The 21,963-nt window shown below is 61.1% G+C and carries 21 protein-coding genes and 1 tRNA gene; 9 read left to right on the forward strand and 13 right to left on the reverse strand.

Annotated elements, in window-relative coordinates:
* Window positions 1–72 precede the first annotated feature (72 nt).
* From EGJ68_RS09220 to EGJ68_RS09230, 3 genes are all read left to right on the forward strand, one after another.
* Window positions 73–792: an MlaA family lipoprotein gene (locus tag EGJ68_RS09220; RefSeq protein WP_123034274.1), complete on the forward strand. Its 720-nt coding sequence runs from the start codon at window positions 73–75 to the stop codon at window positions 790–792.
* Window positions 793–917: 125 nt separating this feature from the next.
* On the forward strand, window positions 918–2,102 hold the full coding sequence (locus EGJ68_RS09225; RefSeq protein ID WP_233248750.1) for a PP2C family protein-serine/threonine phosphatase: 1,185 nt from the start codon (window positions 918–920) through the stop codon (window positions 2,100–2,102).
* Window position 2,103: 1 nt separating this feature from the next.
* Entirely contained in the window at window positions 2,104–2,586 is a 483-nt protein-coding gene (locus EGJ68_RS09230) for an STAS domain-containing protein (RefSeq protein WP_123034275.1), read from the forward strand.
* A 6-nt stretch (window positions 2,587–2,592) separates the two neighbouring features.
* On the opposite strand, the gene EGJ68_RS09235 is transcribed toward EGJ68_RS09230, so the two are convergent.
* The 3 genes from EGJ68_RS09235 to dusA form a co-directional block, all read right to left on the reverse strand.
* Window positions 2,593–3,036, reverse strand: a complete 444-nt coding sequence (locus EGJ68_RS09235; RefSeq protein ID WP_123034276.1) for a tellurite resistance TerB family protein — start codon at window positions 3,034–3,036, stop codon at window positions 2,593–2,595.
* Window positions 3,033–3,986, reverse strand: coding sequence for a transaldolase (gene tal / locus EGJ68_RS09240; protein ID WP_123034277.1), 954 nt, complete (start codon window positions 3,984–3,986; stop codon window positions 3,033–3,035). The genes EGJ68_RS09235 and tal overlap by 4 nt, the downstream gene beginning before the upstream one ends.
* 90 nt (window positions 3,987–4,076) lie before the next feature.
* Window positions 4,077–5,090: a tRNA dihydrouridine(20/20a) synthase DusA gene (dusA, locus tag EGJ68_RS09245; RefSeq protein ID WP_123034278.1), complete on the reverse strand. Its 1,014-nt coding sequence runs from the start codon at window positions 5,088–5,090 to the stop codon at window positions 4,077–4,079.
* A gap of 92 nt (window positions 5,091–5,182) precedes the next feature.
* On the opposite strand from dusA, the gene EGJ68_RS09250 reads away from it, so the two are divergent.
* Window positions 5,183–5,494 carry an antibiotic biosynthesis monooxygenase family protein gene (locus EGJ68_RS09250; RefSeq protein WP_123034840.1) on the forward strand — a complete coding sequence of 104 codons (312 nt, stop codon included), beginning with the start codon at window positions 5,183–5,185 and terminating at the stop codon, window positions 5,492–5,494.
* Window positions 5,495–5,498: 4 nt separating this feature from the next.
* Here the strand turns inward: EGJ68_RS09250 and EGJ68_RS09255 are convergent, their stop codons facing one another.
* Complete coding sequence (locus tag EGJ68_RS09255; protein WP_123034279.1) at window positions 5,499–6,653, reverse strand: HDOD domain-containing protein; 1,155 nt, start codon at window positions 6,651–6,653, stop codon at window positions 5,499–5,501.
* A 194-nt stretch (window positions 6,654–6,847) separates the two neighbouring features.
* Here EGJ68_RS09255 and EGJ68_RS09260 point away from each other — a divergent pair, with 194 nt between their 5' ends.
* Window positions 6,848–7,720: a phytanoyl-CoA dioxygenase family protein gene (locus EGJ68_RS09260; protein ID WP_123034280.1), complete on the forward strand. Its 873-nt coding sequence runs from the start codon at window positions 6,848–6,850 to the stop codon at window positions 7,718–7,720.
* A 4-nt stretch (window positions 7,721–7,724) separates the two neighbouring features.
* Here EGJ68_RS09260 and EGJ68_RS09265 read toward each other — a convergent pair whose 3' ends face one another.
* Genes EGJ68_RS09265 through EGJ68_RS09275 form a run of 3 tightly spaced genes read right to left on the reverse strand, consistent with a single transcriptional unit; the run spans window position 7,725 to window position 11,463 of the window.
* Window positions 7,725–8,777, reverse strand: coding sequence for an ABC transporter ATP-binding protein (locus EGJ68_RS09265; protein ID WP_123034281.1), 1,053 nt, complete (start codon window positions 8,775–8,777; stop codon window positions 7,725–7,727).
* A complete protein-coding gene (locus tag EGJ68_RS09270) occupies window positions 8,774–10,435 on the reverse strand; it encodes an ABC transporter permease (RefSeq protein ID WP_199227997.1) in 1,662 nt (553 codons plus the stop codon). The genes EGJ68_RS09265 and EGJ68_RS09270 overlap by 4 nt, the downstream gene beginning before the upstream one ends.
* Window positions 10,426–11,463 carry a Fe(3+) ABC transporter substrate-binding protein gene (locus EGJ68_RS09275; protein WP_123034282.1) on the reverse strand — a complete coding sequence of 346 codons (1,038 nt, stop codon included), beginning with the start codon at window positions 11,461–11,463 and terminating at the stop codon, window positions 10,426–10,428. The genes EGJ68_RS09270 and EGJ68_RS09275 overlap by 10 nt, the downstream gene beginning before the upstream one ends.
* Before the next feature lie 216 nt (window positions 11,464–11,679).
* Here EGJ68_RS09275 and gltX point away from each other — a divergent pair, with 216 nt between their 5' ends.
* The 4 genes from gltX to EGJ68_RS09295 all read left to right on the forward strand — a co-directional run bounded on the left by gltX (window position 11,680) and on the right by EGJ68_RS09295 (window position 15,543).
* Window positions 11,680–13,176: a glutamate--tRNA ligase gene (gene gltX, locus EGJ68_RS09280; RefSeq protein ID WP_123034283.1), complete on the forward strand. Its 1,497-nt coding sequence runs from the start codon at window positions 11,680–11,682 to the stop codon at window positions 13,174–13,176.
* 6 nt (window positions 13,177–13,182) lie between these two features.
* Complete coding sequence (locus EGJ68_RS09285; RefSeq protein WP_123034284.1) at window positions 13,183–13,920, forward strand: sulfotransferase family protein; 738 nt, start codon at window positions 13,183–13,185, stop codon at window positions 13,918–13,920.
* 71 nt (window positions 13,921–13,991) lie between these two features.
* Complete coding sequence (locus EGJ68_RS09290) at window positions 13,992–15,395, forward strand: L-serine ammonia-lyase (protein WP_123034285.1); 1,404 nt, start codon at window positions 13,992–13,994, stop codon at window positions 15,393–15,395.
* A gap of 72 nt (window positions 15,396–15,467) precedes the next feature.
* Window positions 15,468–15,543: transfer RNA gene (locus tag EGJ68_RS09295), tRNA-Ala, on the forward strand.
* A gap of 45 nt (window positions 15,544–15,588) precedes the next feature.
* Here the strand turns inward: EGJ68_RS09295 and EGJ68_RS09300 are convergent.
* From EGJ68_RS09300 to EGJ68_RS09325, 6 genes are all read right to left on the reverse strand, one after another.
* Window positions 15,589–16,605 (reverse strand): hypothetical protein, encoded by a 1,017-nt coding sequence (locus EGJ68_RS09300; RefSeq protein WP_123034286.1) that lies wholly within the window; start codon window positions 16,603–16,605, stop codon window positions 15,589–15,591.
* 116 nt (window positions 16,606–16,721) lie between these two features.
* The gene (locus EGJ68_RS09305) at window positions 16,722–18,410 is read right to left on the reverse strand and encodes a Na(+)/H(+) antiporter subunit D (protein WP_123034287.1); all 1,689 of its coding nucleotides are present in this window, start codon (window positions 18,408–18,410) and stop codon (window positions 16,722–16,724) included.
* Window positions 18,403–18,651 (reverse strand): hypothetical protein, encoded by a 249-nt coding sequence (locus EGJ68_RS09310; RefSeq protein ID WP_123034288.1) that lies wholly within the window; start codon window positions 18,649–18,651, stop codon window positions 18,403–18,405. Before EGJ68_RS09310 ends, EGJ68_RS09305 begins: the two co-directional genes overlap by 8 nt.
* On the reverse strand, window positions 18,648–20,117 hold the full coding sequence (locus EGJ68_RS09315) for a proton-conducting transporter transmembrane domain-containing protein (protein ID WP_123034289.1): 1,470 nt from the start codon (window positions 20,115–20,117) through the stop codon (window positions 18,648–18,650). Before EGJ68_RS09315 ends, EGJ68_RS09310 begins: the two co-directional genes overlap by 4 nt.
* Window positions 20,117–21,607 (reverse strand): monovalent cation/H+ antiporter subunit D family protein, encoded by a 1,491-nt coding sequence (locus tag EGJ68_RS09320; protein WP_123034290.1) that lies wholly within the window; start codon window positions 21,605–21,607, stop codon window positions 20,117–20,119. Before EGJ68_RS09320 ends, EGJ68_RS09315 begins: the two co-directional genes overlap by 1 nt.
* Window positions 21,604–21,963, reverse strand: coding sequence for a cation:proton antiporter subunit C (locus EGJ68_RS09325; protein ID WP_123034291.1), 360 nt, complete (start codon window positions 21,961–21,963; stop codon window positions 21,604–21,606). The genes EGJ68_RS09320 and EGJ68_RS09325 overlap by 4 nt, the downstream gene beginning before the upstream one ends.

Below are 21,963 nucleotides of genomic sequence, written 5' to 3' on the forward strand. Positions count from 1 at the left end.
GTATTTTTCCCCGTTGCTCAGCCCTCCCCACAGGCGTAATATTCCGCGGCTAATCCTGACCGCGACCCACCGATGAAATTTTTGCATCCGATAGTGCTGCTACTCTGCCTGTTTGGCCTCGCACCCGCGTTGGCCGCAGAGCCAGTGGATACCGATCCCCTGGAGGCAATTAACCGGCCGATTTTCGTCTTTAATGAGCGCATGGACCAGTATCTGCTCAAGCCGGCGGCGCGCGGCTACCACGCCGTAACGCCGGATCCGCTGGAGATGGGGGTCGATAATTTCTTCCGCAACCTGCGCGATGTCAACACGTCTTTGAACTCCATCCTGCAGGGACGTCTGCGGGGCGCGGCACAGGCCGGTGGGCGCTTTCTGTTGAACTCCACGATCGGTATGCTCGGGCTGTTCGACGTCGCCACCCGCATGGGTATAGAACCCCTGAGAACTGACTTCGGACAGACGCTCGCGGTGTGGGGTGTGCCGGAGGGGCCTTACCTGATGGTGCCGCTCTTCGGGCCGCGGACCATGCGCAGCGGTGTCGGCACGGTGTTTGATGCCTACACATCGGTTGAAGTGGCGATTGACGACGTGCGGCTGCGCAATTCATTGATCGGCCTGGAGCTGGTCAGCTCCCGGGTGGAACTGTTGAAAGCGGAGGACCTGATCTCGGGCGATCGCTACATTTTCATACGCGATGCCTACCTCCAGCAGCGCCGCGCGCTGGTAAGTGATGGCGAGGTAGAGGACAGCTTTTCCGACTTCAGTGACGAAGACTGGCCGGACGAACTCTAGCGCAGCATGACGCTCACTGTGGTTTGCACCAAAACTGTGAAATCCTGCCCAAACCCGGTGCAAATTGGTTGCCCCCCCCAAACCAAGGGCGTACTGTCCGTCAGCACACGCTCCGCAAGTGCCGCATGATGAAATCCAAAGGGTATGTGCTGCTCATCGATGACGATGCCGCCCGCGCCGCCGCGCTGGCGCAAACCGTCAGCGGTGAGGGGTATCGGGTTGAAGTGTTTACCGATGTGCTCAAGGCCTACCGTTTTCTCGCCGACAATCCCGACCTTGATGTCATCCTCTGCGAGCTGGATCTGGAAGCCGTTTCCTGGCAGGAAGCGCGCCGTTCCCTGCGTGAGCTCGATCTGCAGATCCCCGCTATCATGCTCAGTGACCGTGCCGAGGTGGACAAGATGATGACCGCGCTGCGCCTGGGGGCCAGCGACTTTTTTGTACGGCCCATCGAGGATGAGGACGCGCTGTTCAAGTCCATCGAACGGTGTGTCCGACAGCGCCAGATGCGTCGCGAGTTGCGAGACTCTCGCCAGCGCCTTGAGCAAGCCAATATCGAGTTGCGCGGCACGGTGAAAATGCTGGAGCAGGACCAGCAGGCGGGGCGTCAGGTGCAGTTGCGTATGTTGCCGGTCAGCCCGATGGTAATGGAGCCCTACGTTTTCAGCCACACGGTAATTCCGTCGTTGTACCTGAGCGGAGACTTCACCGATTATTTTACGGTGGGTCAGCACCACGTTGCGTTTTTCATGGCGGACGTTTCCGGTCATGGCAGCTCGTCGGCCTTTACCACGGTGCTGCTCAAGAACCTGTTTGCACGCAAGCGCTCCGACTTCCTGCGCCGCGACGATGACACGCTGCTCAGCCCCGTCGCCATGTTGAAGCGGGCCAATCAGGAGCTGCTCGACCTGGGCGTGGGCAAATTTGCCACGATGGTGGTGGGGCTGCTGGATACTCAGGAGAATACCTTGCGCTACAGCGTTGCCGGTCACCTGCCGCAACCTGTGTTGGTTTCAGAAGAGGGGGCCCGCTATCTGCGTGGCGAGGGCTCGGCGGTAGGGATCATGGAGGATGTGGCCTATGAGGAGCACCTGATTGACCTGCCGCAACGGTTTATGTTGGCGCTCTTCTCCGACGGTATTCTGGAGATACTGCCGCCCGAGAACCTGATCGAGAAAGAGAAGTATTTTCTCAAGGTGTTCGACGAGTCTGCGGAGGCGCCTGAGGATATCGTCACCAGGCTGGGGCTGGACCGTGTGGAAACAGCACCGGATGATATAGCTGCCCTGTTTATCAGCAAGCGGAGTTGAGATGGAAGAGGGCCGGATACTTGCAGCGAGCCAGGATGGCGCCTATGTGGTGCGCCTGACGGGGGACGTGCGGCTCACCTTGTGCACAACCATTGACGATTACATCCAGCGCATGCTGGACAACCCCGATTTTGCCAGCGTTTGGGTGGACCTGTGCGACGCCGAGGGTATCGACAGCACCACTTTGGGTTTGCTGGCAAAGTTGGCGCTGGAGGTCCGCGCGCGCTACGGCTTTACGCCGGCAATCTATTCGAGCAACCCGAGTATCACACGCCTGATCAAGAGCATGGGTTTTCAGCGGCTGTATGATTTGCACGAAGATGCCTGCGCCAATCCGGAATGTATTGACTGCATACCCGTGGTCAAGGGCAGCGAGGCGTCGGTGCGCGACAAGGTCATTGAGGCGCACCGGGTGTTGATGGGGCTGTCGGAGGAAAACCGTGCGCGCTTCAAGGACCTGATGGTCGTACTTGAACGCAGTTGAGCCGGTTCAGCCTTTTCGCGCGTCCAGCTTGCAGCGAATGTAGTCCTGGTGCGGTACATACGTCAGTTCCGCGACCTGGCGGATCAGGTGTTCCTCGTATTTATCCAGATCGCCGTCGGCGTAGGCCACCTGCCACATGCTGGCAATCAGGGTGAGCTTTTCCCCAGGCCCATAGTGGTCGTTAATCACGCGGGTGAATTCATACAGTGAGGTGGCCTCGTCGACGCGTTCGCCCGCTGCTGAGATCAACGCCTTTACTTCCTGACTCGGCAGCGAAAGGGCATTGCACAGCAACTGTTCCAGTGCCGCCTCCTCGCTCGCATCCTGGGTGAAATCGGCACGCGCCGTTTCAATCAGCAGTGCGGCTGCTGCCAGTTGCAGCCGGTGTTCCAGCTGCTCCGGGGTCTCCGCTTCGGGGAGTATAAACAGGGACTTCAGTGCCTTGATCATGCTGCGCTGATAACCTCCTCGAGCCGCCTCTGGTCCGCGATAAAGTTGCGAATGCCTTCGGCAAGTTTCTCCGTTGCCATGGCATCCTCGTTCAACGACAGGCGGAAGCTGCCCTCATCAATGGTGGATTGCGGGTCGTCTGCACGACGGTCCTGTGCGTTGAGCCGGCGCGGCAGTTCGCCGCTATCTGCTGCCAGCGTCTCCAGCAGCGCCGGACTTATCGTCAGCCGGTCGCAGCCCGCGAGCGCCTCGATCTCGCCCGCGTTGCGGAAGCTGGCTCCCATGACCACGGTGTTGTAGCCGTGCGCTTTGTAGTAGTGATAGATCCGGCGCACGGACTGTACGCCGGGGTCCTCATCGGCGTGCCCAATCGTGATCCCGGTGTTGGCCAGATGCCAGTCGAGAATACGCCCCACGAACGGTGAAATCAGGTAAACCCCGGCGTCCGCGCAGGCGCTGGCCTGGGCAAAACCGAACAGCAGGGTCAGGTTGCAGTTGATGCCCTCACGCTCCAGCTCCCGGGCGGCGTTAATACCCTCCCAGGTGGCGGCGATCTTGATCAGCACGCGTTCGCGCGCGATACCAGCGTCTTCGTACATCCCGATCAGCTTGCGCGCGCGCGCCATGGTGGCGCGGGTGTCAAACGAGAGCCGTGCATCGACCTCTGTTGAGATGCGCCCTGGAACGATGCCGAGGATTTCGCGCCCGATGTCGACGGCAAAGCGGTCACAGCAGTTGGCCATTTGCTCAGCGCTGCTGCCCCCGGCCTTCGTGGCCCAGTCGAGAGCGCCAGAGAGCAGGCTGCGGTAGTGGGGCAGGGCCGCGGCTTTTAGCAACAGCGAGGGATTGGTGGTGGCGTCCTGAGGGTGAAAGCGGCGAATGGCCTCGATATCACCGGTATCGGCGACCACATCAGTCATCGACTTCAGTTGGTCGAGTTTACTGCTCATGTCGGGAGGTCCTTGTGAAACGTGCGGCTTAAACGCAACCGCCGGGTTACAGACTGCGCAGCCAAGTGTGCAGGATAATCCCCTGGTGTGCTACCCGCAGGCTGTCTCAGCAGCGCAGGTTTGGTCAGACTCATGCTGTCTGACCTTGTTCAGGGCATCTTCCAGTACCGTCACGCCTGCACCCTTGCGGTGTGCGTTCTCACTCAGGTGGCGCCGGAATTGACGCGCGCCCGGTACGCCCTGGTAAAGCCCGAGGAGGTGTCGCGTGATGTGATTGAGGGCCGTGCCACGCTGCAGCTCCTGTTCCACGTAGGGCAGCATTTGCACAATAGCATCATGCTTGTTGGCCAGCGGGTTGGCCGCGTCGAACAGGGCACTATCTGCGTTGGCGAGTAGCCATGGATCGTGGTACGCCGCGCGTCCGAGCATGACGCCGTCCACATGCTGCAGGTGCTCGGCGCTGGCGTCCAAACTGGTAATGCCACCATTGATAACGATGGTCAGTTCCGGCAGGTCGCGTTTGAGCTGGTAAACCCAGGGGTAATTGAGCGGCGGGATCTCCCGGTTTTCTTTTGGCGAAAGCCCCTGCAGCCAGGCTTTGCGGGCGTGTACGATGAACACCCTGCAGCCGGCATTGGCGCTGGGGCCTATGAAATCCAGCAGCTGCTGGTAGCTTTCCATGTCGTCAATGCCGATGCGATGCTTCAGGGTAACCGGGAGATCACAGGCGTCCCGCATGGCGGCAACACAGTGCGCCACGCGGTCGGGTTGTGCCATCAGGGCCGCGCCAAAGGCACCTGATTGCACGCGGTCTGACGGGCAACCGCAATTCAGGTTCACCTCGTCATAACCCCAGTCAGCAGCCCAGGTCGCGCAGCGCGCAAGGTCAGCAGGCTCGCTGCCACCCAGCTGCAGGGCCACCGGCGACTCCACAGGGCTGAAGCCGAGGAAGCGCTGCCGGTCACCGTAGATCAGCGCACCGGTGGTGACCATTTCCGTGTACAGGCGTGCGTGTTTGCTCAGCAGGCGCCAGAAGTACCGGCAGTGGCGGTCACTCCAGTCCATCATGGGGGCTATGCAAAAGCGGTGGGCGTTTACGGTCATGAAGTGCGGTGTATTTGGTCGGTGCGGCTATTGTACCGGAGATACATCCTGAATTCGCTATACTGGGGAAAAGCTGGCCGCAGGAGGTGTGCGTGCATTACATTTTCGAAGTCACCCTGAGTCCGGGCTACAGTGCGGAAGCGTATGCCGAGGCATGGATTCGCGCGAGTGAAATCATCCAGCGGGCGCCGGGCGCCCAGGGCACCCGGTTGCACCGCAAAATTGGCGATCCCACGCGGTTGCTGGCCATCGCGACCTGGGAAAGCAAGTCCGCGCGGGATGCAATGGAGTCCCGGTTGCCGCAGCAGGTGATGGACATCATCGCCGAGCAGACACCCCATGTTGAAATCACCCTGCTGGGTGAGTTCGAGGCCCCCGAGTGGGAAGTCGTGCCGGAGGCCTGATGTCTCAGCTAGCGGCAGCGGTGAGCGTACGGTTGATTGCGCGTCGCGTTGTACTGTCCTGCAACGTGGTTTCCAGTCGCTGAATGTCTGCGGCCTCGAGATAGGCGGGGATGTAGTGCAGCTCAACCGGCCGTTCATGCCCGAGCGAGAGCCCGGCGACGTCCGTCAACCCCCCAAACAGGGCTGCATCACCCAGGCGGCAGGCGATGTAGACAACGGCCGCATTGGCCAGCGCAGCGCCCTGCAGGGGGTGCTCAGCAGGCGGTACTGCCAGAGGCAGCAAGGATTGATCCAGTGCTGCCTCGATATTGGCTGGCAGGCCCCAGCGCCGTGCGAGTAGCGCTGCAAACATGGCGGCATTAGCGCCCAGTACGGCCTGTTGTCCCTGCACGCGCTCTAACAGCAGGCGGCCCGGGGCGTAAAGCGTGGCGAGCTCCGGTTGCAGGGACAACAGGTTGATGTCTCCCAGGTTGGCCAGCAGGGCTTGGGTGGACGCGACGGATGGGTTTTCGAGGTTGAGGTTACGGGCCAACAGGAACGCCGTGGCGCTGGCGATCTGGCTGGATTTCCACAGCCGGCGCATTGCCGCTTCCTGCTCCGACCCGGGGGCGCTTGCCGGCAGTGTGCGTGCGAGGGCGGATTGCGCAATCAGGCCCTTGACGTAACTCACTCCGAGATAGGCAATGGCATGGTGTACGCTCGCAATGGGAGTAGTCAGGGCAAAGGCGGCCGAATTCACGGTGCGCAGTACGTCGGCAGCCAATGCAGGCTCGTTCTTCACGGCTTCCGTGATCTCATCAATGTCATCAAGCTCCCCGGTAACCTGCAGGAACATGGCATGGGGCTCGGGTATGGCCTCAACCCGTGTCCGGAACACGCCGGGCTCTTCTGCATCGTGGGCACTGTCACGACGCACAAGCGTGAAGGACTGCAGTGCGGCGGGTGGGCCGCTGCCTGGGGGCGCTGTATCCTCCGGGGCGACGTCCAGCGACTCGGCGTTGGCACCAAATGACTGGATCGCGGTGCGCACCCTGGGTGGGCCATCCGGTTTGGCCACTGGTTGCATGTCGCGGTCTGCAAGTGGCCTCCGTCGCCACAGGAGCAGCCCTAGAACACAGGCACCTGCTATCGCGAGGAGAATGGTCGTCAACGTCGTCATGCAGGAATTCCGGCTGCTGGCTTATGTGTCACGCGCCTTCACAGGCACGAATTCATTGAGGCCACATAGTAGCAAAAGGCAACACCTGTGTTACAAAAATATGCGGATTGAGCCGGATTCATCTACGCTGCTGAAAGCGCGTACACATCCTTCCCCTGTGTGCGCCAGCAGCCCACCCAACGGAGTATCAGTACATGCATAGTCCCCTTCTCGTTCGTTTGCCCACCCAGGATGAAGTCGATACCTTCTGGGCCGACGGTGTTGTATGCCTGCGCGGAGCGCTGGACCCCGATGCGGTGCTGGCCATGGCGCCCGCCGTGGAGCGGCTGTTGCAGGAATCGGTGGGTGAGACCATGCATGACATGTCTGCACTGGGGGCGGGCCTGGCGGCAGCGGGGGGCACCGTATTGACCGGGGGCGTCGCCGGCAAAGGGCGCTTTGTATCTGGCACGGATCACTGGCGTGTTGACGCAGATTGCCGTGCCTTCGCCCTGGACCCGGGTCTGGGGGCGCTGGCCGGAGCGTTGCTGCGCAGCCAGCAGGTATATCTGTGGGAAGACAGTATTCTGGTCAAGGAGCCGGATACTGTCGAGCAGACGGCCTGGCATCAGGATATGGGCTACTTTCATGCCCGCGGTGAGCAGGTCTGCACAACCTGGATACCCCTGGACAGGGCAGATGCCGAAACCGGCGCAATGAGTTTTGTGCGCGGCTCGCACCGTGACGGCGCGCTTTACCGGCCCAACTGGTTTGTCTCACAGCAGAGCATGGAAGGCACTGAAGGTCTGGAGGTTCCTGATATTCCGGCCCTGGCGGCTGCACAGCGCGTTGAAGTGTTGCAGTACGCGCTTGGCCCCGGTGATCTCACCGTTCACCACGCCCGTACCCTGCACGCCGCCGGCGGTAACCTGAGCCCGCATCAGCGACGTCGCGCCATCAGCCTTCGCTATTGCGGGGAGGATGTACGCTACCACTTTCGCCCCGGCGCGCCGCGCAAACCACACCATGCACGTGTGCAGGAAGATGACCCGCTGGGTGGCCCTGATTGCCCTCGTGTTTGGGGCTAGCCCCTCAGGCCTGGCGGCTGGTTGACTCCCCGCGAAATGCCAGGTGGGTTTGCAGTCGCAGGCTCACCGGCAGCATCGCGCCTGCCGGTACATCGATGTGCCCCGGAGCCAGGCAGGGGACGCGCTGTCCGTCGGGTAACAGCAGCTCGTAGAGGTAGTGGGCGCCGCGAAAGGACTGTCGTGCAACCCGCAATCGTGTAGTGCTGCCCGCGTCGTAGGTAATGTCTCCGGGTCGTATCAGCAGCTGATAGCGGGCGTCGGTCTCGCCGGGCTCCCCGGCGCCCGTGAAAGGCGCCGTGACCTCGCCGGACCGGTTGATGGTGGCCGTTATGATTGCACCTTCGCCAATGAATGCGGCAACGAAAGGGCTGAGTGGATGGTGATAAAGGTCGTAGGGTGAGGCGGTCTGCACGACCCGGCCCTCATTGAGCAAAGTAATCTGATCCGCCATGGCAAACGCCTCGTGCTGGTCGTGCGTCACCAGCAATGCGGTAATGGCGCTGCGCTTGAGCAGTTCGCGAACGTCGGCGGCGAGGACTGTGCGCAGCTCTGCATCGAGGTTGGAGAACGGCTCGTCCAGCAGAAGGATTTCCGGCTCGGGTGCCAGTGCACGGGCCAGGGCGACGCGCTGTTGTTGCCCACCCGACAGTTCGTGCGGCCAGGCATCGCCATGCCCGCTTAGTGCAACCAGTTGCAGCAGGCTTTCGACCCGGTCACGACGTGCTCTGCTGGACAGGGCGGACAGGCCGAACGCGATGTTGCCACGCACGTTGAGGTGTGGAAACAGGGCGAAATCCTGAAACACCATGCCGACTTTACGCTGCTCCGGTGGTGTGCGGCGCTGCGGCGTGCTCAAGGTTACGCCGCACAGTGCAATGCTGCCCGCGGTGATCGGCTCAAAACCGGCGATCGCGCGCAGCAGCGTTGTCTTGCCACATCCTGAAGGGCCGAGCAGGCAGCCGATGTCTCCCGACTGCAGCGTTACTGAGGCATTGTCGACCGCCGTGGTCGCACCGTAGCGCACGCTGACCTGTTGCAGCTCAAGTTGCTGGCTCATGTCTCTGTGGGCTCCGGTGACATGCTGCGGGTGAGAAGAATAACAGGCAGCAGCCCGATCAGCACGATGGCTAGCGCTGGCAGTGCCGCTTCGGCGAGACGTTCGTCTGAAGCCAGTTCGTGGGCCCGCACGGCCAGCGTGTTGAAGTTGAAAGGGCGCAGAATAAGGGTTGTCGGCAGCTCCTTGAGTACGTCCACAAAAACCAGCAGCAGGGCACTGAGCAGGCTGGTGCGCAACATGGGAAGGTGTATTCGACGCAGCACGCCCAGTGGTGTTTGCCCGAGTGAGCGTGCGGATTCATCGATGGCGGGCCGGATTCGGGTGAGGCCGGCCTCCACCGACTGCAGCGACACCGCGAGGAAGCGCACAACGTAGGCAAATACGAGTGTCCCGAGGGTGCCGCTGATGAGCAGTCCAGAGGAAACACCCAGGGTTTGCTGTAGCCATCCGTCCAGCGTGTTGTCCATCCAGGCGAAGGGGATCATCACGCCGACGGCAATCACGGTGCCCGGCACCGCATAGCCCATGCTCGCAAGGCGCGTGACGCCAGTTTCCAGACGGCCGGGGTAGGCGCGTTTGCCGTATCCCAGCAGCAGGGCCAGCAGCAGACAGCCCAGAGAGGCGAGTGCGGCAAGAAGAAAGCTGTTGCCCAGCAGTGCGAGGAAAGCGGCACTGAACACGCTGTTGTAGTGCTGCGCCGCCCACACCCCAAGTTGTGCGGCGGGCAGTAGAAAACCGGCTGTAAGAATAAGCAGCGCGGTTGTAGAAGCTGCTGCCGCGCGCCAGCCGCGCAGTTGTATGCGTGAGGGGGGCCGCGCACTGTGCATTTTATGGAAACGCAGGCGGGCCCTGGAGTGCCTTTCCAGCGCGAAAAGTACCAACACAAAGATCAGCAGGAAGGCGGCCAGCTGCGCGGCGGTGTGCAGCTCTCCCAGGCCATACCAGGTGCGGAAGATGCCCGTGGTAAAGGCACTCACACCGAAGTACGCCACGGTGCCATAGTCTGCCAGGGTTTCCATCAGTGCCAGGCTGACGCCCGCGGCGAGCGCTGGCCGCGCGAGCGGCAAGGTCACGCGGAACAGCGTTTGCCATGCGGACCGGCCAAGGCTGCGGCTCGCTTCGACGAGCGCAGGTGATTGTTCCAGCAGGGCGATACGCGCCAGCAGGTAAACGTAGGGGTAGAGAACCAGGGACAGCATGCAGATCGCGCCACCGAGCGAGCGTATCGGCGGAAACCAGTAGTCACCGTAGTGCCAGCCAAATGTCTCGCGCAGGGCGCTCTGCACCGGGCCGGCAAAGTCGAGCAGTCCGGTGTACGTGTAGGCAATGATGTAGGCAGGCATGGCCAGGGGCAGGAGCAATGCCCAGGAGAACACACGCCGCCCGGGGAATTCGCAGAGTGCCGTGAGCCACGCGCTGCTCGCGCCCAACAGCAGCGTGCCGGCGCCAACGCCGAGCATCAGCAGCAGCGAATTGACGATGTAGTCGAGCAGCACGGTATCCAGTAGGTGTGTCCATGCCGCGCTGTAGGGCCCCAGCAGGCTGGCGGCAATCACCGCAACCGGCATCGCGACAAGCCCGGCGCTCAAGATCATGGCAATACGCCAGAGCACTGCAGCGGTCTCTACCGTGGGTTTCGTGGTGGCGACTACTTCCAACCTGCGCGATCCATTGCTTTGACCGCTTCCGCGTTGAGGCGCCCGAGCTCACTCACATTCAGCGCATCGGCCTCGAAAGACCCCCACGATTGCAACAGCGCTGAGGGCTCCACGCCTGCACGTACAGGAAACTCGTTGTTGACCTGGGCATACCAGCGCTGGCTGTCCTCACGCAGCATGAATTCCATGAGTTGGCGTGCCGCTTCCGGTTTGCTTGCCGCCCGGGTGACGCCGGCACCGCTGATATTGATGTGCGTGCCGCGGCCTGCCTGATTGGGCCAGAACAGAGTGACCTGCTCGGCGGCTTCGCGCTCCGCGAGGTTATCGGATTGCAGCATTCCCCCCAGGTAGTAGCTGTTGACCAGCGCGACATCGCATTGCCCGGCGGCCACCGCTTTGATCTGGTCGCGGTCGCCCCCCTGGGGAGTACGCGCGAAGTTCGCAACAAACCCGTCGAGCCAGCTTGCGGTCGCTGCAGGACCATCGCTGGCAAGCATGCCTGCGACCAGAGACTGGTTATAGATGTTGCCTGACGAGCGAACGCAGATGCGATCGCGCCAGACAGGGTCGGCCAGCGACGTATAGTCGCTGAGGTCCGCGGCATCCACGCGCTCAGCGGCGAATACCAGTACCCGGGCACGCACTGACAGACCATACCAGTAGTTCTCGTCGCTGCGCAGGTGGGCGGGGGCGCCGGCCTGCAGGGCCGGGGATGTTACGGGTTGCAGCAGGTTTTTCGCCTGCGCGCGGTAAAGGTTGCCGGCGTCGCTGGTCAGGAACAGGTCGGCGGGTGAGTTGTCGCCTTCGTTTTCAAGACGGGCCAGCAGCGCATCGCCGTTCCCGGTCACCAGGTTGACGGTAATGCCGGTTTCCGCCGTGAACTTCTCCAGCAGAGGTTGGATAAGCGCCTCCTGGCGGGCCGAGTATACGTTCACCGCATCCGGTGCGCCGCAGGCCGTGAGCCCGCTCAATGCCAGCAGGATGAGCAGCAGGGTGGCCCGGCGGATGCGGGTGTGGAGACGTACCATGGGAACCTCGCGAGTGGAGTAATGTGAAAACGCTAATTATTCGCATTAAGTGCGGACAAGGCAAGTCTGCGTGGTGGGGGATTTCGTGCGCCGGCCCGCTTGGATGCAGCGGGGCCGGTGTCGAGGCCGTCGCGACAGCTCAACGCGCCTCCGGTGGGAATCGGAAAGGTGAGACCGTATAATCCCGCCCCTACACTGTCTCGTTCCGGAAGCCCCATGACTGTTCGCACACGTATCGCGCCTTCACCCACGGGTGACCCCCATGTCGGCACGGCGTACATCGCGCTGTTCAATTACTGTTTTGCGCGCGCACACGGCGGGGAATTCATCCTGCGCATTGAAGACACAGACCAGGCCAGAAGCACTGCGTCTTCCGAGCAGGCGATTCTGGATTCGCTGCGTTGGCTTGGCCTGGCGTGGGATGAAGGCCCCGACGTGGGCGGTGACCGTGGCCCCTACCGACAAAGCGAACGTATGGCGCTGTACGGCGAGTATGCGCTGCAACTGGTGCGTGAGGGAAAGGCGTTCCTGTGCTATCGCACGCCGGAGGAGCTGGATACGCTGCGCGAGGCACGACGGGCTGCGGGCAACAGTACGGCATTGAAACCGGCGGATCTTGTATTGCCGGAAGCGGAAGTGGCGCAGCGCGAGGCGGCCGGTATGCCCTATGTGGTACGTATGCATGTGCCCGATGAGGACGGAGCCTGTGTCGTGCACGACCTGTTGCGCGGCGATATCGAACTCGACTGGAGCATGGTGGATGCCCAGATTCTGCTGAAGTCGGACGGTATGCCCACCTATCATCTGGCCAATGTTGTTGATGATCACCTCATGGGTATTACCCACGTGCTGCGCGGCGAGGAGTGGATCAATTCCGCCCCCAAGCACAAGCTCCTCTATCACTATTTTGGCTGGGACATGCCGGTGCTCTGCCATTTGCCTTTACTGCGCAACCCCGATAAGTCGAAGCTCAGCAAGCGCAAGAACCCCACCAGTATCCTCTACTACCAGCGCATGGGTTTTCTGCCGGAAGCCCTGTTGAACTATCTCGGGCGGATGGGCTGGTCGATGCCGGACGAGCGGGAAAAGTTCTCGCTGGCGGACATGCAGGAACACTTTGACATCACGCGGGTATCCCTGGGCGGGCCTATTTTCGACCAGGAAAAGCTGCGCTGGTTGAATGGGCTGTGGATTCGTGAGGACCTGAGCGAGGCAGAGCTGGCCACGCGGCTGATCAGCTGGGCCTACAACGCGGAAAACCTGCGCAAGGTGCTGCCCCACGCCCAGAAGCGCATGGAAACCCTCAGTGATTTCGCCCCGCTCGCTGCCTTTCTGGTGTCCGGCACGCTGCCGATCAGCGAGGACGCCTTCGCCGGGATCAAAATGGAGCGTGAGGTGCTGGTCGCCAATCTGCAGTTCGCCCTGTGGCGTCTGGAGGCACTGAGTGACTGGGAGCGCGACGCGGTCTGGAACGCGCTCAAGGCGCTGGCGGACGCGCAGGGAGTGAAGATAAAGGATTTCCTGGCACCGATGTTCGTGGCGATTGCCGGTTCCAGTGCGTCATTCTCGGTGGTTGATTCCATGGCGTTGCTGGGCCCGGACATGAGCCGGGCTCGTCTGCGCCATGCCATTGAGGTGTTGGGCGGCGTGTCGAAGAAAGCGGCGAAGCGGCTTGAAAAAGCCTATGCCGAGCTGCAGCCCTCGGACCACTGAAACACCATGGCGCTCCCCGACGATACGCGTTTTCGTTTTCTCATTGTGGGGGCCGGGCGCTCGGGCACAAGCCTGCTCACCGCACTCCTTGACCAGCATTCGCAGTTGGAAGTGGGGTTTGAGGTCGGCAGTATTGCCTACCTGCGGGGCCGCGAACTGGATGACGAACCACAGCGGCTGTTTGAGCAGCGCACCGGGGCCTTTGTCGACTGTTGTCTGCGGGCGGCAGCGGACAGCGACGCGGCACTGTGGGGTAACAAGGTGACCACGGAGCAGCTGGCCGGTCTCAACAAACATAATCTTTACCACGTGCCGGCACTGGATGTTCTCGACGCTTTCTTCAATGAGACACTGGCGGGGCTGAAAATCATCTACCTGCTGCGCGACGGTCGCGCCTGCGTCCAGTCGAAACTGTCGCGCACCGCGCAGAGCCTGGAACAGGCCTGCGAGAGCTGGCGCTATGCGGTCGAGGTCTACACGTTCCTGCAGTCACGTCCAAACACACTCTTCCTGCGTTTTGAGGAACTGGTGGCGGATCCACGGGCAGAGCTGGCGCGTGTACTCGATTTTTTCGGCCTCACTTTTGAGTCATCGATCGTTTCTGAACACAGCACCATGCACCCCGGCATGCCGCCGGCGTATCGGCGTGCGGGTATCGATGCTGCACGGGGTCGCGACATTAACCTCGACCATCCCTGCGTGCCTCTCATTGAGGACGCCCTGCAACGTGCAGGTTACGCCTAGCGCACAGCCTGTGCCCCGGCGCCTGAATACGTCTACACTCAACAGCGTGGTAGCTTACGGAGGTCGCGGGTGTGGCCATCAGCACATTTGATTTGTTCAAGGTAGGCATCGGCCCCTCCAGCTCACACACGGTTGGCCCGATGCGTGCGGCGAAGCGTTTCGTCGACACGCTGCAGAAGCAGGGCGCCCTGCAGCGCTGCGGGCGCATCACGGCTGAACTCTACGGCTCCCTGGGTGCAACCGGTGCCGGCCACGGATCGCCCAAAGCGGTGATTCTCGGCCTCGCGGGGGAAGCGCCGGATACCGTTGTTGTGGAAGATATTCCCCAGCGTGTTGCGGCGGTGCGCGAACACGGTGTACTGCAGCTGCTCGGTGAGCACGAGATACCCTTCAGTTACCGCGACGACTTGATCATGCACCGCAGCGAAACACTGCCACAGCACGCCAACGGCATGCGGTTTCGCGCGTTTGACCCGCAAGGCCATTGCTTCCAGGAGGCCGTGTACTACTCGGTGGGCGGCGGCTTCGTGGTGGACGAGGCGGCAGCCGAGGGGGGCGAGCTGATTGTCGACGACCCGACCGCGGTGCCGTTCCCCTTCAGCACGGGGGAAGAGTTGCTGCGCCGCTGCGACGAAAGCGGTCTCTCCATCAGCAGCCTGATGTTGGAAAACGAAAAAGCGTGGCGTTCGCGGGAGGAGATCCACGACGGTTTGCTGCAGCTGTGGCGGGTGATGGATGCATCGATTGCCCGCGGCTGTCAGGCCGAGGGCATTCTCCCCGGTGGACTCAAGGTCAAGCGTCGCGCGGCGCAGCTGTACCGCCAGCTCAAGGGCCGCCAGGGGGGGCTGGGAGATGACTCCCTCAACACCATGGACTGGGTCACTCTGTATGCGCTGGCGGTGAATGAGGAAAATGCGGTGGGCGGGCGCATTGTGACCGCACCAACCAATGGTGCGGCGGGCATCATTCCCGCGGTGCTCAAGTATTACCTCACACGTTGCCAGGGTGCAGTGGAAGAGGACGCAGTGCGTTTTTTACTCACGGCTGCGGCGATTGGCACCCTGTACAAGATCAATGCGTCCATTTCCGGTGCGGAAGTCGGTTGCCAGGGCGAGGTGGGCTCGGCCTGTTCGATGGCTGCAGGCGCGCTGGCGGACGCCCTGGGTGGCACCCCGGAGCAGGTGGAGAACGCCGCCGAGATCGCCATGGAACACAATCTGGGACTGACCTGCGACCCTGTCGGTGGCCTGGTGCAGGTGCCCTGTATAGAGCGCAATGCGATGGGGGCGATCAAGGCCATCAGCGCGGCGCGCATGGCTTTGCGAGGCAGCGGAGAACACTACGTGTCACTCGATCAGGTGATCAAGACCATGCGCGATACCGGCCGCGATATGCAGGACAAGTACAAGGAAACGGCACGTGGCGGGCTGGCCGTCAACGTGTTGGAGGTTCCGGTCAATTTTGTCGACTGCTAGAGACACTTTCACCCCTGCCACTGCTTGACAGGGTTATCCCGCCTCTCTAGAATTCGCGTCCTCAGAGTTTACGGGGCTATAGCTCAGCTGGGAGAGCGCTTGCATGGCATGCAAGAGGTCGACGGTTCGATCCCGTCTAGCTCCACCAAACAAACCCTCTGCACCGTGCCGGCGCAGAGGGTTTTTTTTGGCTTTAGAGAGCGGCGCCATTGATGCTGGCGTTGAGCAGCACAGTGCTGTCGCCGTCGGCAGTCGATTGCAGCAGCATGCCATTGCCCACCCCGAACCACTCCTCATTGGTCTGAGTGCCCGCGCTTCCGGTCTCACGTGTTTGAAAACGACAGGCCTGGAACTGGCCAGCAGGCACGGTGACAGGTTCGACACCGACAAAGGTGGTGCGCCGGTCCACGGTGTTGCTCTCGTTGATGGTGAAGCCGCGCACGCGCGTGCGCAGGTTGACCGTGTAGCGTTGCTCGTATGACTGGCCTGCACTGAGGTCGTAGCGCTCCAGCTGTTGCGGGGCAAAGACCACCCGGCTGTCGGAGGATTCGGGCGTGAACGATTCGACCTCAACACCGTATTCGAGCACCCGGAACTGGCTGGTCTGGGGCTGGAAGTAGGCCTCGGCTTTTGAGGTCGAGGGAGCGGCACCCCTGCCCCGGGTGTTGGTGGTCGCCTTCAGGGCGCTTTTGCCTTCGAAAGTCGCGCCACCGGTAATCACCTGATCGTAGTCGAAAGGCACCACAGCACCACTCGCGTCCGTGCTGCGATAGCTGGCGACAACGGTGGTGTTGACCGTCATCAGTGTGCTGTTGAAGCAGCGGCGGGCATCACCACTGCCACCGGCGCTACGGGTAAACACCGGCTCCAGGTAAAACACTTCACTGGGCCGGGCGAGAAACCCCAGGAGGGCGTCATTGCCGGCGAATCCAGAGGTGAATAGCCTGCAATCCTTCGTGCTGCCACCGCAGAGGCCACGTTGCTGTTTTTTCCAACCGGCGAATTCGTAGCCCGCTGCAGGGCGGGCAACGAAGGTTTCGTCGAAAAAAATGTCGGTGACGTTGATTGCCGGGCAGGCGGCGTTGGCAGCGCAAGCATAGTTGCCGGAGGCGGTTGAGATGGAGCCGCCGGTGGGGCTGGAAAGCTGCACCTTGCAGCCGGAAAGCGTCACAGAGGACAGGAGTAGGGCAATACCAATAATCTTGTACATGGTGGGGTTGACGCTCTCGGGTTAAGGTAACAGAGCGTAACAGTGTAGTCTGGCGCGTGCGTGCCACGAATTGCTGCGCACATGAAGTGTGCGCCAGTTCACAGTGTCCAGGCGTGCTAGAACAGGTAGTAGGCGAAGACGTAGACCATCAGTAGCAGTACGATCCACAGCGCGGTGGTGCCGATTTCCCAGGAACGCCCCAGCGGGCCTGTGTGGCCCATGGTGTGGCGCGCCGATGCGGTGAGCAGGTCAACACCGTGCTGGAGCCGGCGTCGCGCGGCCACCACTGGCGGCTTCCCGATTCGCGCCACGAATTGCACCAGCACCGGCAAGCCCCGACGCCAGAGCCAGTCCACGTCGAGGGAAATGGTGAGGGTGCGCTTCATCCAGGGCAGTAGCAGGAAGAACGCGAGCCCTGAGAACAGCAGCAGCTGCAGGTAGAACAACACTTTGCCTGGCTTGTAGGGATGGTAGTCCACGGCATAGGGCAGCAGCGGATAGAGCAACTGTGGGTAGACGCCGATGAGAATACAGAGGAACGCGAAGAACAGCATGGCGATACGCATGTTCCAGGGTGCATCGTCGGGACGCAGGCCCGAATCCTTCTGGAAGAATACGAACCAGGGAAACTTGATCCCGGCATGCAGGAATACGCCAGCCGAGGCGGCCGCCAGCAGGAAGTACACCGTTACCAGTCCTTCATCCACTGCCGCCTGGGAAATCAGGGTTTTGGTGGTGAAGCCAGAGGTAAGCGGGAAGCTGGAGATCGCCAGGGCGCCAATCACACCGCACCACATGGTCACCGGCATGGTGCGAAACAGGCCGCCAACATCGGTACACAGGTGCTTGCCCGTGCGCATCACCACAACGCCCGCACTCATGAACAGCAGTGCCTTGTAAATGATGTGAGCGAACGCATGAGCCGAAGCGCCGTTGATTGCCGTTTCTGTGCCTATGCCCACCGCAACGACCATGAACCCCACCTGGTTGACGATGGAGAACGCCAGAATACGGCGAATATCATTTTCCAGCAGGGCGTAGAAAATGCCGTAAAACACCATGAACAGGCCGATACCCACCAATATCGATTCGCCGGGGAACAGCAGTATCAGGGCCAGAATCGCAGTCTTGGTGGTAAAGGCCGAAAGGAATACGGAACCGGTCGGGCTGGCCGTCGGGTAGGCATCTGACAGCCACGACGATAGCGGTGGCGCTGCCGCGTTGATCAATATGCCTATGAGGATCATCCAGGTGCTGAAGTCCTCCGCCGCCAGCGGGCGAATGTCCAGTGAGCCGGTGGTGACCAACAGGCCTTCAATGCCCACCTTCAGAATGACGCCGCCCAGCAGGTGCATAATGGCATAGCGCACGCCGGCGGCACGGGCCTTTTCTGTGCCGCCACACCACACCACGACGGTGGAAAACAGCGCCATGATTTCCCAGAACACAAACAGCGTTAGCAGGTCGCCGGCAAAGGATACGCCCACCGCACCCGCCGCGTAGAGCTGTGCCGCAACCAGTTCCGTGCGCCGCGCGTGATTGAACGCGAACACGGCGCCGGTGGCGGACATGATGGCAAATATGGTCGCAAACAGGCGCCGTACCGGGCCGCCTTCCACCAATTCCAGCGGGTAGCCCAGGAACTCTCCGCGCAGGACGACGCCGTCGGGGACCTGCCAGATGAAGTACAGGCAGATCAGCGGTGCGACGATGACCACCAGAGCGCGCAACTGGCGCGAGCTGATCAGTGCCGTGAGCAGGGCTCCGCCAATGAGCGCAAGGGCGGGGGGAAGCATCTCAAACATCGTAGTAGTCTTCCGGCCGTTTCAGCAGCTTGCCGATGAACTTTGCGCCGAACACCATCAGCACACAGCTGAGGAAACCAAACAGCGCGCCAAAGCCGAACCAGCTGTCTACACCGAAATAGCCCTTGACGGGAATCAGCAACTGCAGGAGCACGGTCATGGCCAGCACGCTGTAGCCGATAATCCACAACCAGCGAATGGTGGTGGGGCGCGTCAGCCAGTGGTTGTCGGATTGCGTCATAACGGCAGGCTCTCCACTAGCTGGCTCTCAAGATCCAGCAGTGGCTGGTTGAAGAAGAAAAACACAATGGTGAGGGTGGCGGTTACCGACAGCGCGAGCAAAATCGCTTTCGGCGCCTCGCCGTGGTTCATGTCCACGCCGTCTGCCGGCGGTGCCAGCCAGGCAAAATAGATGATGGGCAGGAAATACATGGCGTTGAGTACCGTGCTGCCAATAATCGTGAAGATGGCGATGTAGTTTTCAGCCTGAAAGGCGCCCGCCAATATGAACCACTTGGACACGAAGCCCGCGGTAGGCGGCACGCCAATCATACTCAGTGCGCCAATAGTGAATGCCGCCATGGTAACGGGCATACGGCGACCGATGCCGGCGAGCTGCCAAAGCTCGGTCTTGTGCGCTGCGGTGTAGATTGCCCCGGCAGCAAAAAACAGCGTGATCTTGCCGAAAGCGTGCGCCGCAATATGTACCGCGGCACCCACCTCTGCCAGCGGCTTGAGAATCACCGTCGCCATAATCACATAAGAGAGTTGGCCGATGGTGGAGTAGGCCAGCATGCGTTTCAGGTTGGTCTGGTAGAGCGCAATGATACTCGCCGTGATGATGGTGAACGCAGCCGCGAATTGCAGCCACTGCGCACTGGGCTCGTTGAACAGAAAATCAACGCCGAAAATGTAAATGATGATCTTGGTGATGCTGAACACGCCCGCCTTGACCACTGCTACCGCATGCAGCAAAGCACTGACGGGCGTTGGGGCCACCATGGCGGCGGGTAGCCAGCGGTGCACTGGCATCACAGCAGCCTTGCCGATACCGAACACAAACAGCCCCAGCAGCAGCCCGACCGCCGGCCCTGCCAGTTTACCCTCGATAATCCCGCCCAGAGTAAAAGTCGTCGTTCCCGTTGCAACCCAGGTCCAGATGATCGCGGGAAGCAGCAAGCCGATCGATGTGCCCAACAATACACCGAGATACACGCGCGCCGAGGCGATGGTTTTGGCGTCGCCCTTGTGTGCCACCAGCGGATAGGTGGAGATCGTGAGCAGCTCGTAGAACAGAAAGAGGGTAAACAGGTTGTCGGCCAGGGCAATGCCCATGGCCGCGGCAATCGCGAGTGCAAAGCAGATGTAGAAGCGTGTCTGGTGCTTCTCGTTGTTGCCTCGCATGTAGCCAATGGAGTACACGGTATTGATGATCCACAGGAAGGAAGCGATGCAGGCAAACATCATTCCCAGTGGTTCCAGCGAGAGTGCCAGGGTCAATCCGGGAAGCGGTTCAGAGAGCAGGAGGTGCGGGCGTGCACCATCGCTGACTTCTGGAAACCAGGAGAATACCAGCACGGCGAGCGTCACCGCGGTCAGCAGGCTGATCGCTTCCCGCAGGTTGGGCCAGCGCCCGGTAAAGGCAATGCCGATGGCACCCAACAAGGGCAATATCAGGATGATTGGCAGAGTTGATGTGGCCATCATCACAGCAGCCCCCCGAGCAGTGTGCCGGTGCCACTTTCAGCCAGTGCGATCGGCAGTTGTGGTGCGAGACCGAAGTAGATGTTGGCGAGCGCGGCAAACCAGATCAGGGCACGCAGTGGCAAGGGCACTTCCATGGCCGAAACATCACCGTCGGGCGGGGTACCGTAGTAAGCCTTTTCCACGAACTTCCACAGGTAAACAACGGCAAGGAGTGAACTGGCGACGATTGCGACAACCAGCGGTATGCCCCAGCCTGGAACCTCCATCACGGCGACCACCAGGTACCACTTGCTGATGAAACCCGCCGTGCCCGGTACGCCAATCAGGCTGAGGCCGGCAATGACAAAAGCACCCATCGTCCACGGCATGCGTCGCCCGATGCCCGCAAGCTTGTCCATGTTGGCGCTACGCGAGGTAAGCACAAAGGCAGTGACACAGAGAAACAGGGTCCCCTTGGCGAGTGCGTGATTGAACATGTGTAATTGCGCGGCCATCAAGCCGGCCTGGGTGGCCAGGCCGGCGGCGAGGGCGATGTAGCCAATCTGTGCCACTGAGGAAAATGCCAGCAGCTTCTTGATATTCCCCTGGTAGATGGCAATGGCCGATGCCAGTAAAATTCCGGACAGGGCAAGCGGCACGATGAAGACGCTGAACAGGTCGGAGTGACCGAGCAGGTTGCCGTGAAATACACCGTAGTTGAAGCGCAGCAGCACGTAGATCGACACTTTGGTGGAGCAGGCGGCGATAAACACGGTGACCGCGTTGGGTGCGTAGGTGTAGGCACGGGGCAACCAGATATGCAGCGGGAATATCGCCGCTTTCAATGCGAGGCCAATGGTGATGAAGCCTGCCGCGATGATGATGGGCCGCGTTTCAATCACTTCTCCGAGTCGCAGCGCCATGTCGGCAAAGTTCAATGTACCGGTCATCATGTAAATGAAGCCCACGCCGATGAGATAGAACGTTGCCCCAATGGTGCCTATGATCAGGTATTTGAATACCGCCGACAGCGCTCTGCGGTCGCGTCCTGCGGCAATCAGGATATAGGTTGCGAGGGAGGAAATTTCCATGAACACAAAGACGTTGAAGGCATCACCCGACACTGCAATACCGCACAGCCCCGCGAGTGCTATGAGCCAGGCGCCGTAAAACATGGGCGCGCGGCGGTTGTCGATATCGCGGCGCAGGGAGAGGCGTCCGCCCGCCAGCCCCAGGCTGGACGCCCCGGTCACCAGCAGCAGCATGAGCGCACCGAGCCCGTCTACGTTCAAGCTGATACCGAAGGGGGGCTGCCAGCCACCGATGGCATATTCCGGTACGCCATCGCCGAGCACCCCTTGCGTCAGCAAGATGGCGAGCCCGAATGAAGCCAGGCTGGCCGCCAGTGCGGCCATCCAGGCTAGAAAACCATTGCGCAGGAGAATGACCAGTGGTGCGGTGAGTAGCGGCAGTGCAACCTGCAGTGCCGGGAGGTGATCCACCAGATTCATGACTCGCGGTCCATCGCCAGAATTTCGTTGTCCTCGACCGTGCCGTACTCTTCATTCAACCGAACAACAATCGCGAGCCCCAAGGCCGTAGTGGATATGCCGACGACAATGGCGGTGAGAATAAGCACCTGGGGCAGTGGATTGGAAAAAATTTGACCGGAGACGCCCGCTTGTATGATCGGGGCAGTGCCGCCATCCACGCGGCTCATGGTGATGAAAAACAGGAAAACCGCTGACTGAAAGATGGCCAGCGCCATGATTTTTTTCACCAGGTTCTGTTTGCTGATGAGTGCATATAGGCCAATCATCAGCAGCACGGCAAAAACCCAGTAATTGAAAAGACCAAGAAGCTTCAT

The sequence above is a fragment of the Haliea alexandrii genome (assembly GCF_003719295.1).
GTDB classification, from domain to species: Bacteria; Pseudomonadota; Gammaproteobacteria; order Pseudomonadales; family Halieaceae; genus Haliea; species Haliea alexandrii.

Bases quoted from the DNA above. Each gene is read 5' to 3' on its own strand.
- EGJ68_RS09220 (WP_123034274.1), top strand. From the start codon at position 73: ATGAAATTTTTGCATCCGATAGTGCTGCTACTCTGCCTGTTTGGCCTC.
- EGJ68_RS09225 (WP_233248750.1), top strand. From the start codon at position 918: ATGATGAAATCCAAAGGGTATGTGCTGCTCATCGATGACGATGCCGCC.
- EGJ68_RS09230 (WP_123034275.1), top strand. From the start codon at position 2,104: ATGGAAGAGGGCCGGATACTTGCAGCGAGCCAGGATGGCGCCTATGTG.
- EGJ68_RS09235 (WP_123034276.1), bottom strand. From the start codon at position 3,036: ATGATCAAGGCACTGAAGTCCCTGTTTATACTCCCCGAAGCGGAGACC.
- tal (WP_123034277.1), bottom strand. From the start codon at position 3,986: ATGAGCAGTAAACTCGACCAACTGAAGTCGATGACTGATGTGGTCGCC.
- dusA (WP_123034278.1), bottom strand. From the start codon at position 5,090: ATGACCGTAAACGCCCACCGCTTTTGCATAGCCCCCATGATGGACTGG.
- EGJ68_RS09255 (WP_123034279.1), bottom strand. From the start codon at position 6,653: ATGACGACGTTGACGACCATTCTCCTCGCGATAGCAGGTGCCTGTGTT.
- EGJ68_RS09260 (WP_123034280.1), top strand. From the start codon at position 6,848: ATGCATAGTCCCCTTCTCGTTCGTTTGCCCACCCAGGATGAAGTCGAT.
- EGJ68_RS09265 (WP_123034281.1), bottom strand. From the start codon at position 8,777: ATGAGCCAGCAACTTGAGCTGCAACAGGTCAGCGTGCGCTACGGTGCG.
- EGJ68_RS09275 (WP_123034282.1), bottom strand. From the start codon at position 11,463: ATGGTACGTCTCCACACCCGCATCCGCCGGGCCACCCTGCTGCTCATC.
- gltX (WP_123034283.1), top strand. From the start codon at position 11,680: ATGACTGTTCGCACACGTATCGCGCCTTCACCCACGGGTGACCCCCAT.
- EGJ68_RS09285 (WP_123034284.1), top strand. From the start codon at position 13,183: ATGGCGCTCCCCGACGATACGCGTTTTCGTTTTCTCATTGTGGGGGCC.
- EGJ68_RS09300 (WP_123034286.1), bottom strand. From the start codon at position 16,605: ATGTACAAGATTATTGGTATTGCCCTACTCCTGTCCTCTGTGACGCTT.
- EGJ68_RS09305 (WP_123034287.1), bottom strand. From the start codon at position 18,410: ATGTTTGAGATGCTTCCCCCCGCCCTTGCGCTCATTGGCGGAGCCCTG.
- EGJ68_RS09310 (WP_123034288.1), bottom strand. From the start codon at position 18,651: ATGACGCAATCCGACAACCACTGGCTGACGCGCCCCACCACCATTCGC.
- EGJ68_RS09315 (WP_123034289.1), bottom strand. From the start codon at position 20,117: ATGATGGCCACATCAACTCTGCCAATCATCCTGATATTGCCCTTGTTG.
- EGJ68_RS09320 (WP_123034290.1), bottom strand. From the start codon at position 21,607: ATGAATCTGGTGGATCACCTCCCGGCACTGCAGGTTGCACTGCCGCTA.
- EGJ68_RS09325 (WP_123034291.1), bottom strand. From the start codon at position 21,963: ATGAAGCTTCTTGGTCTTTTCAATTACTGGGTTTTTGCCGTGCTGCTG.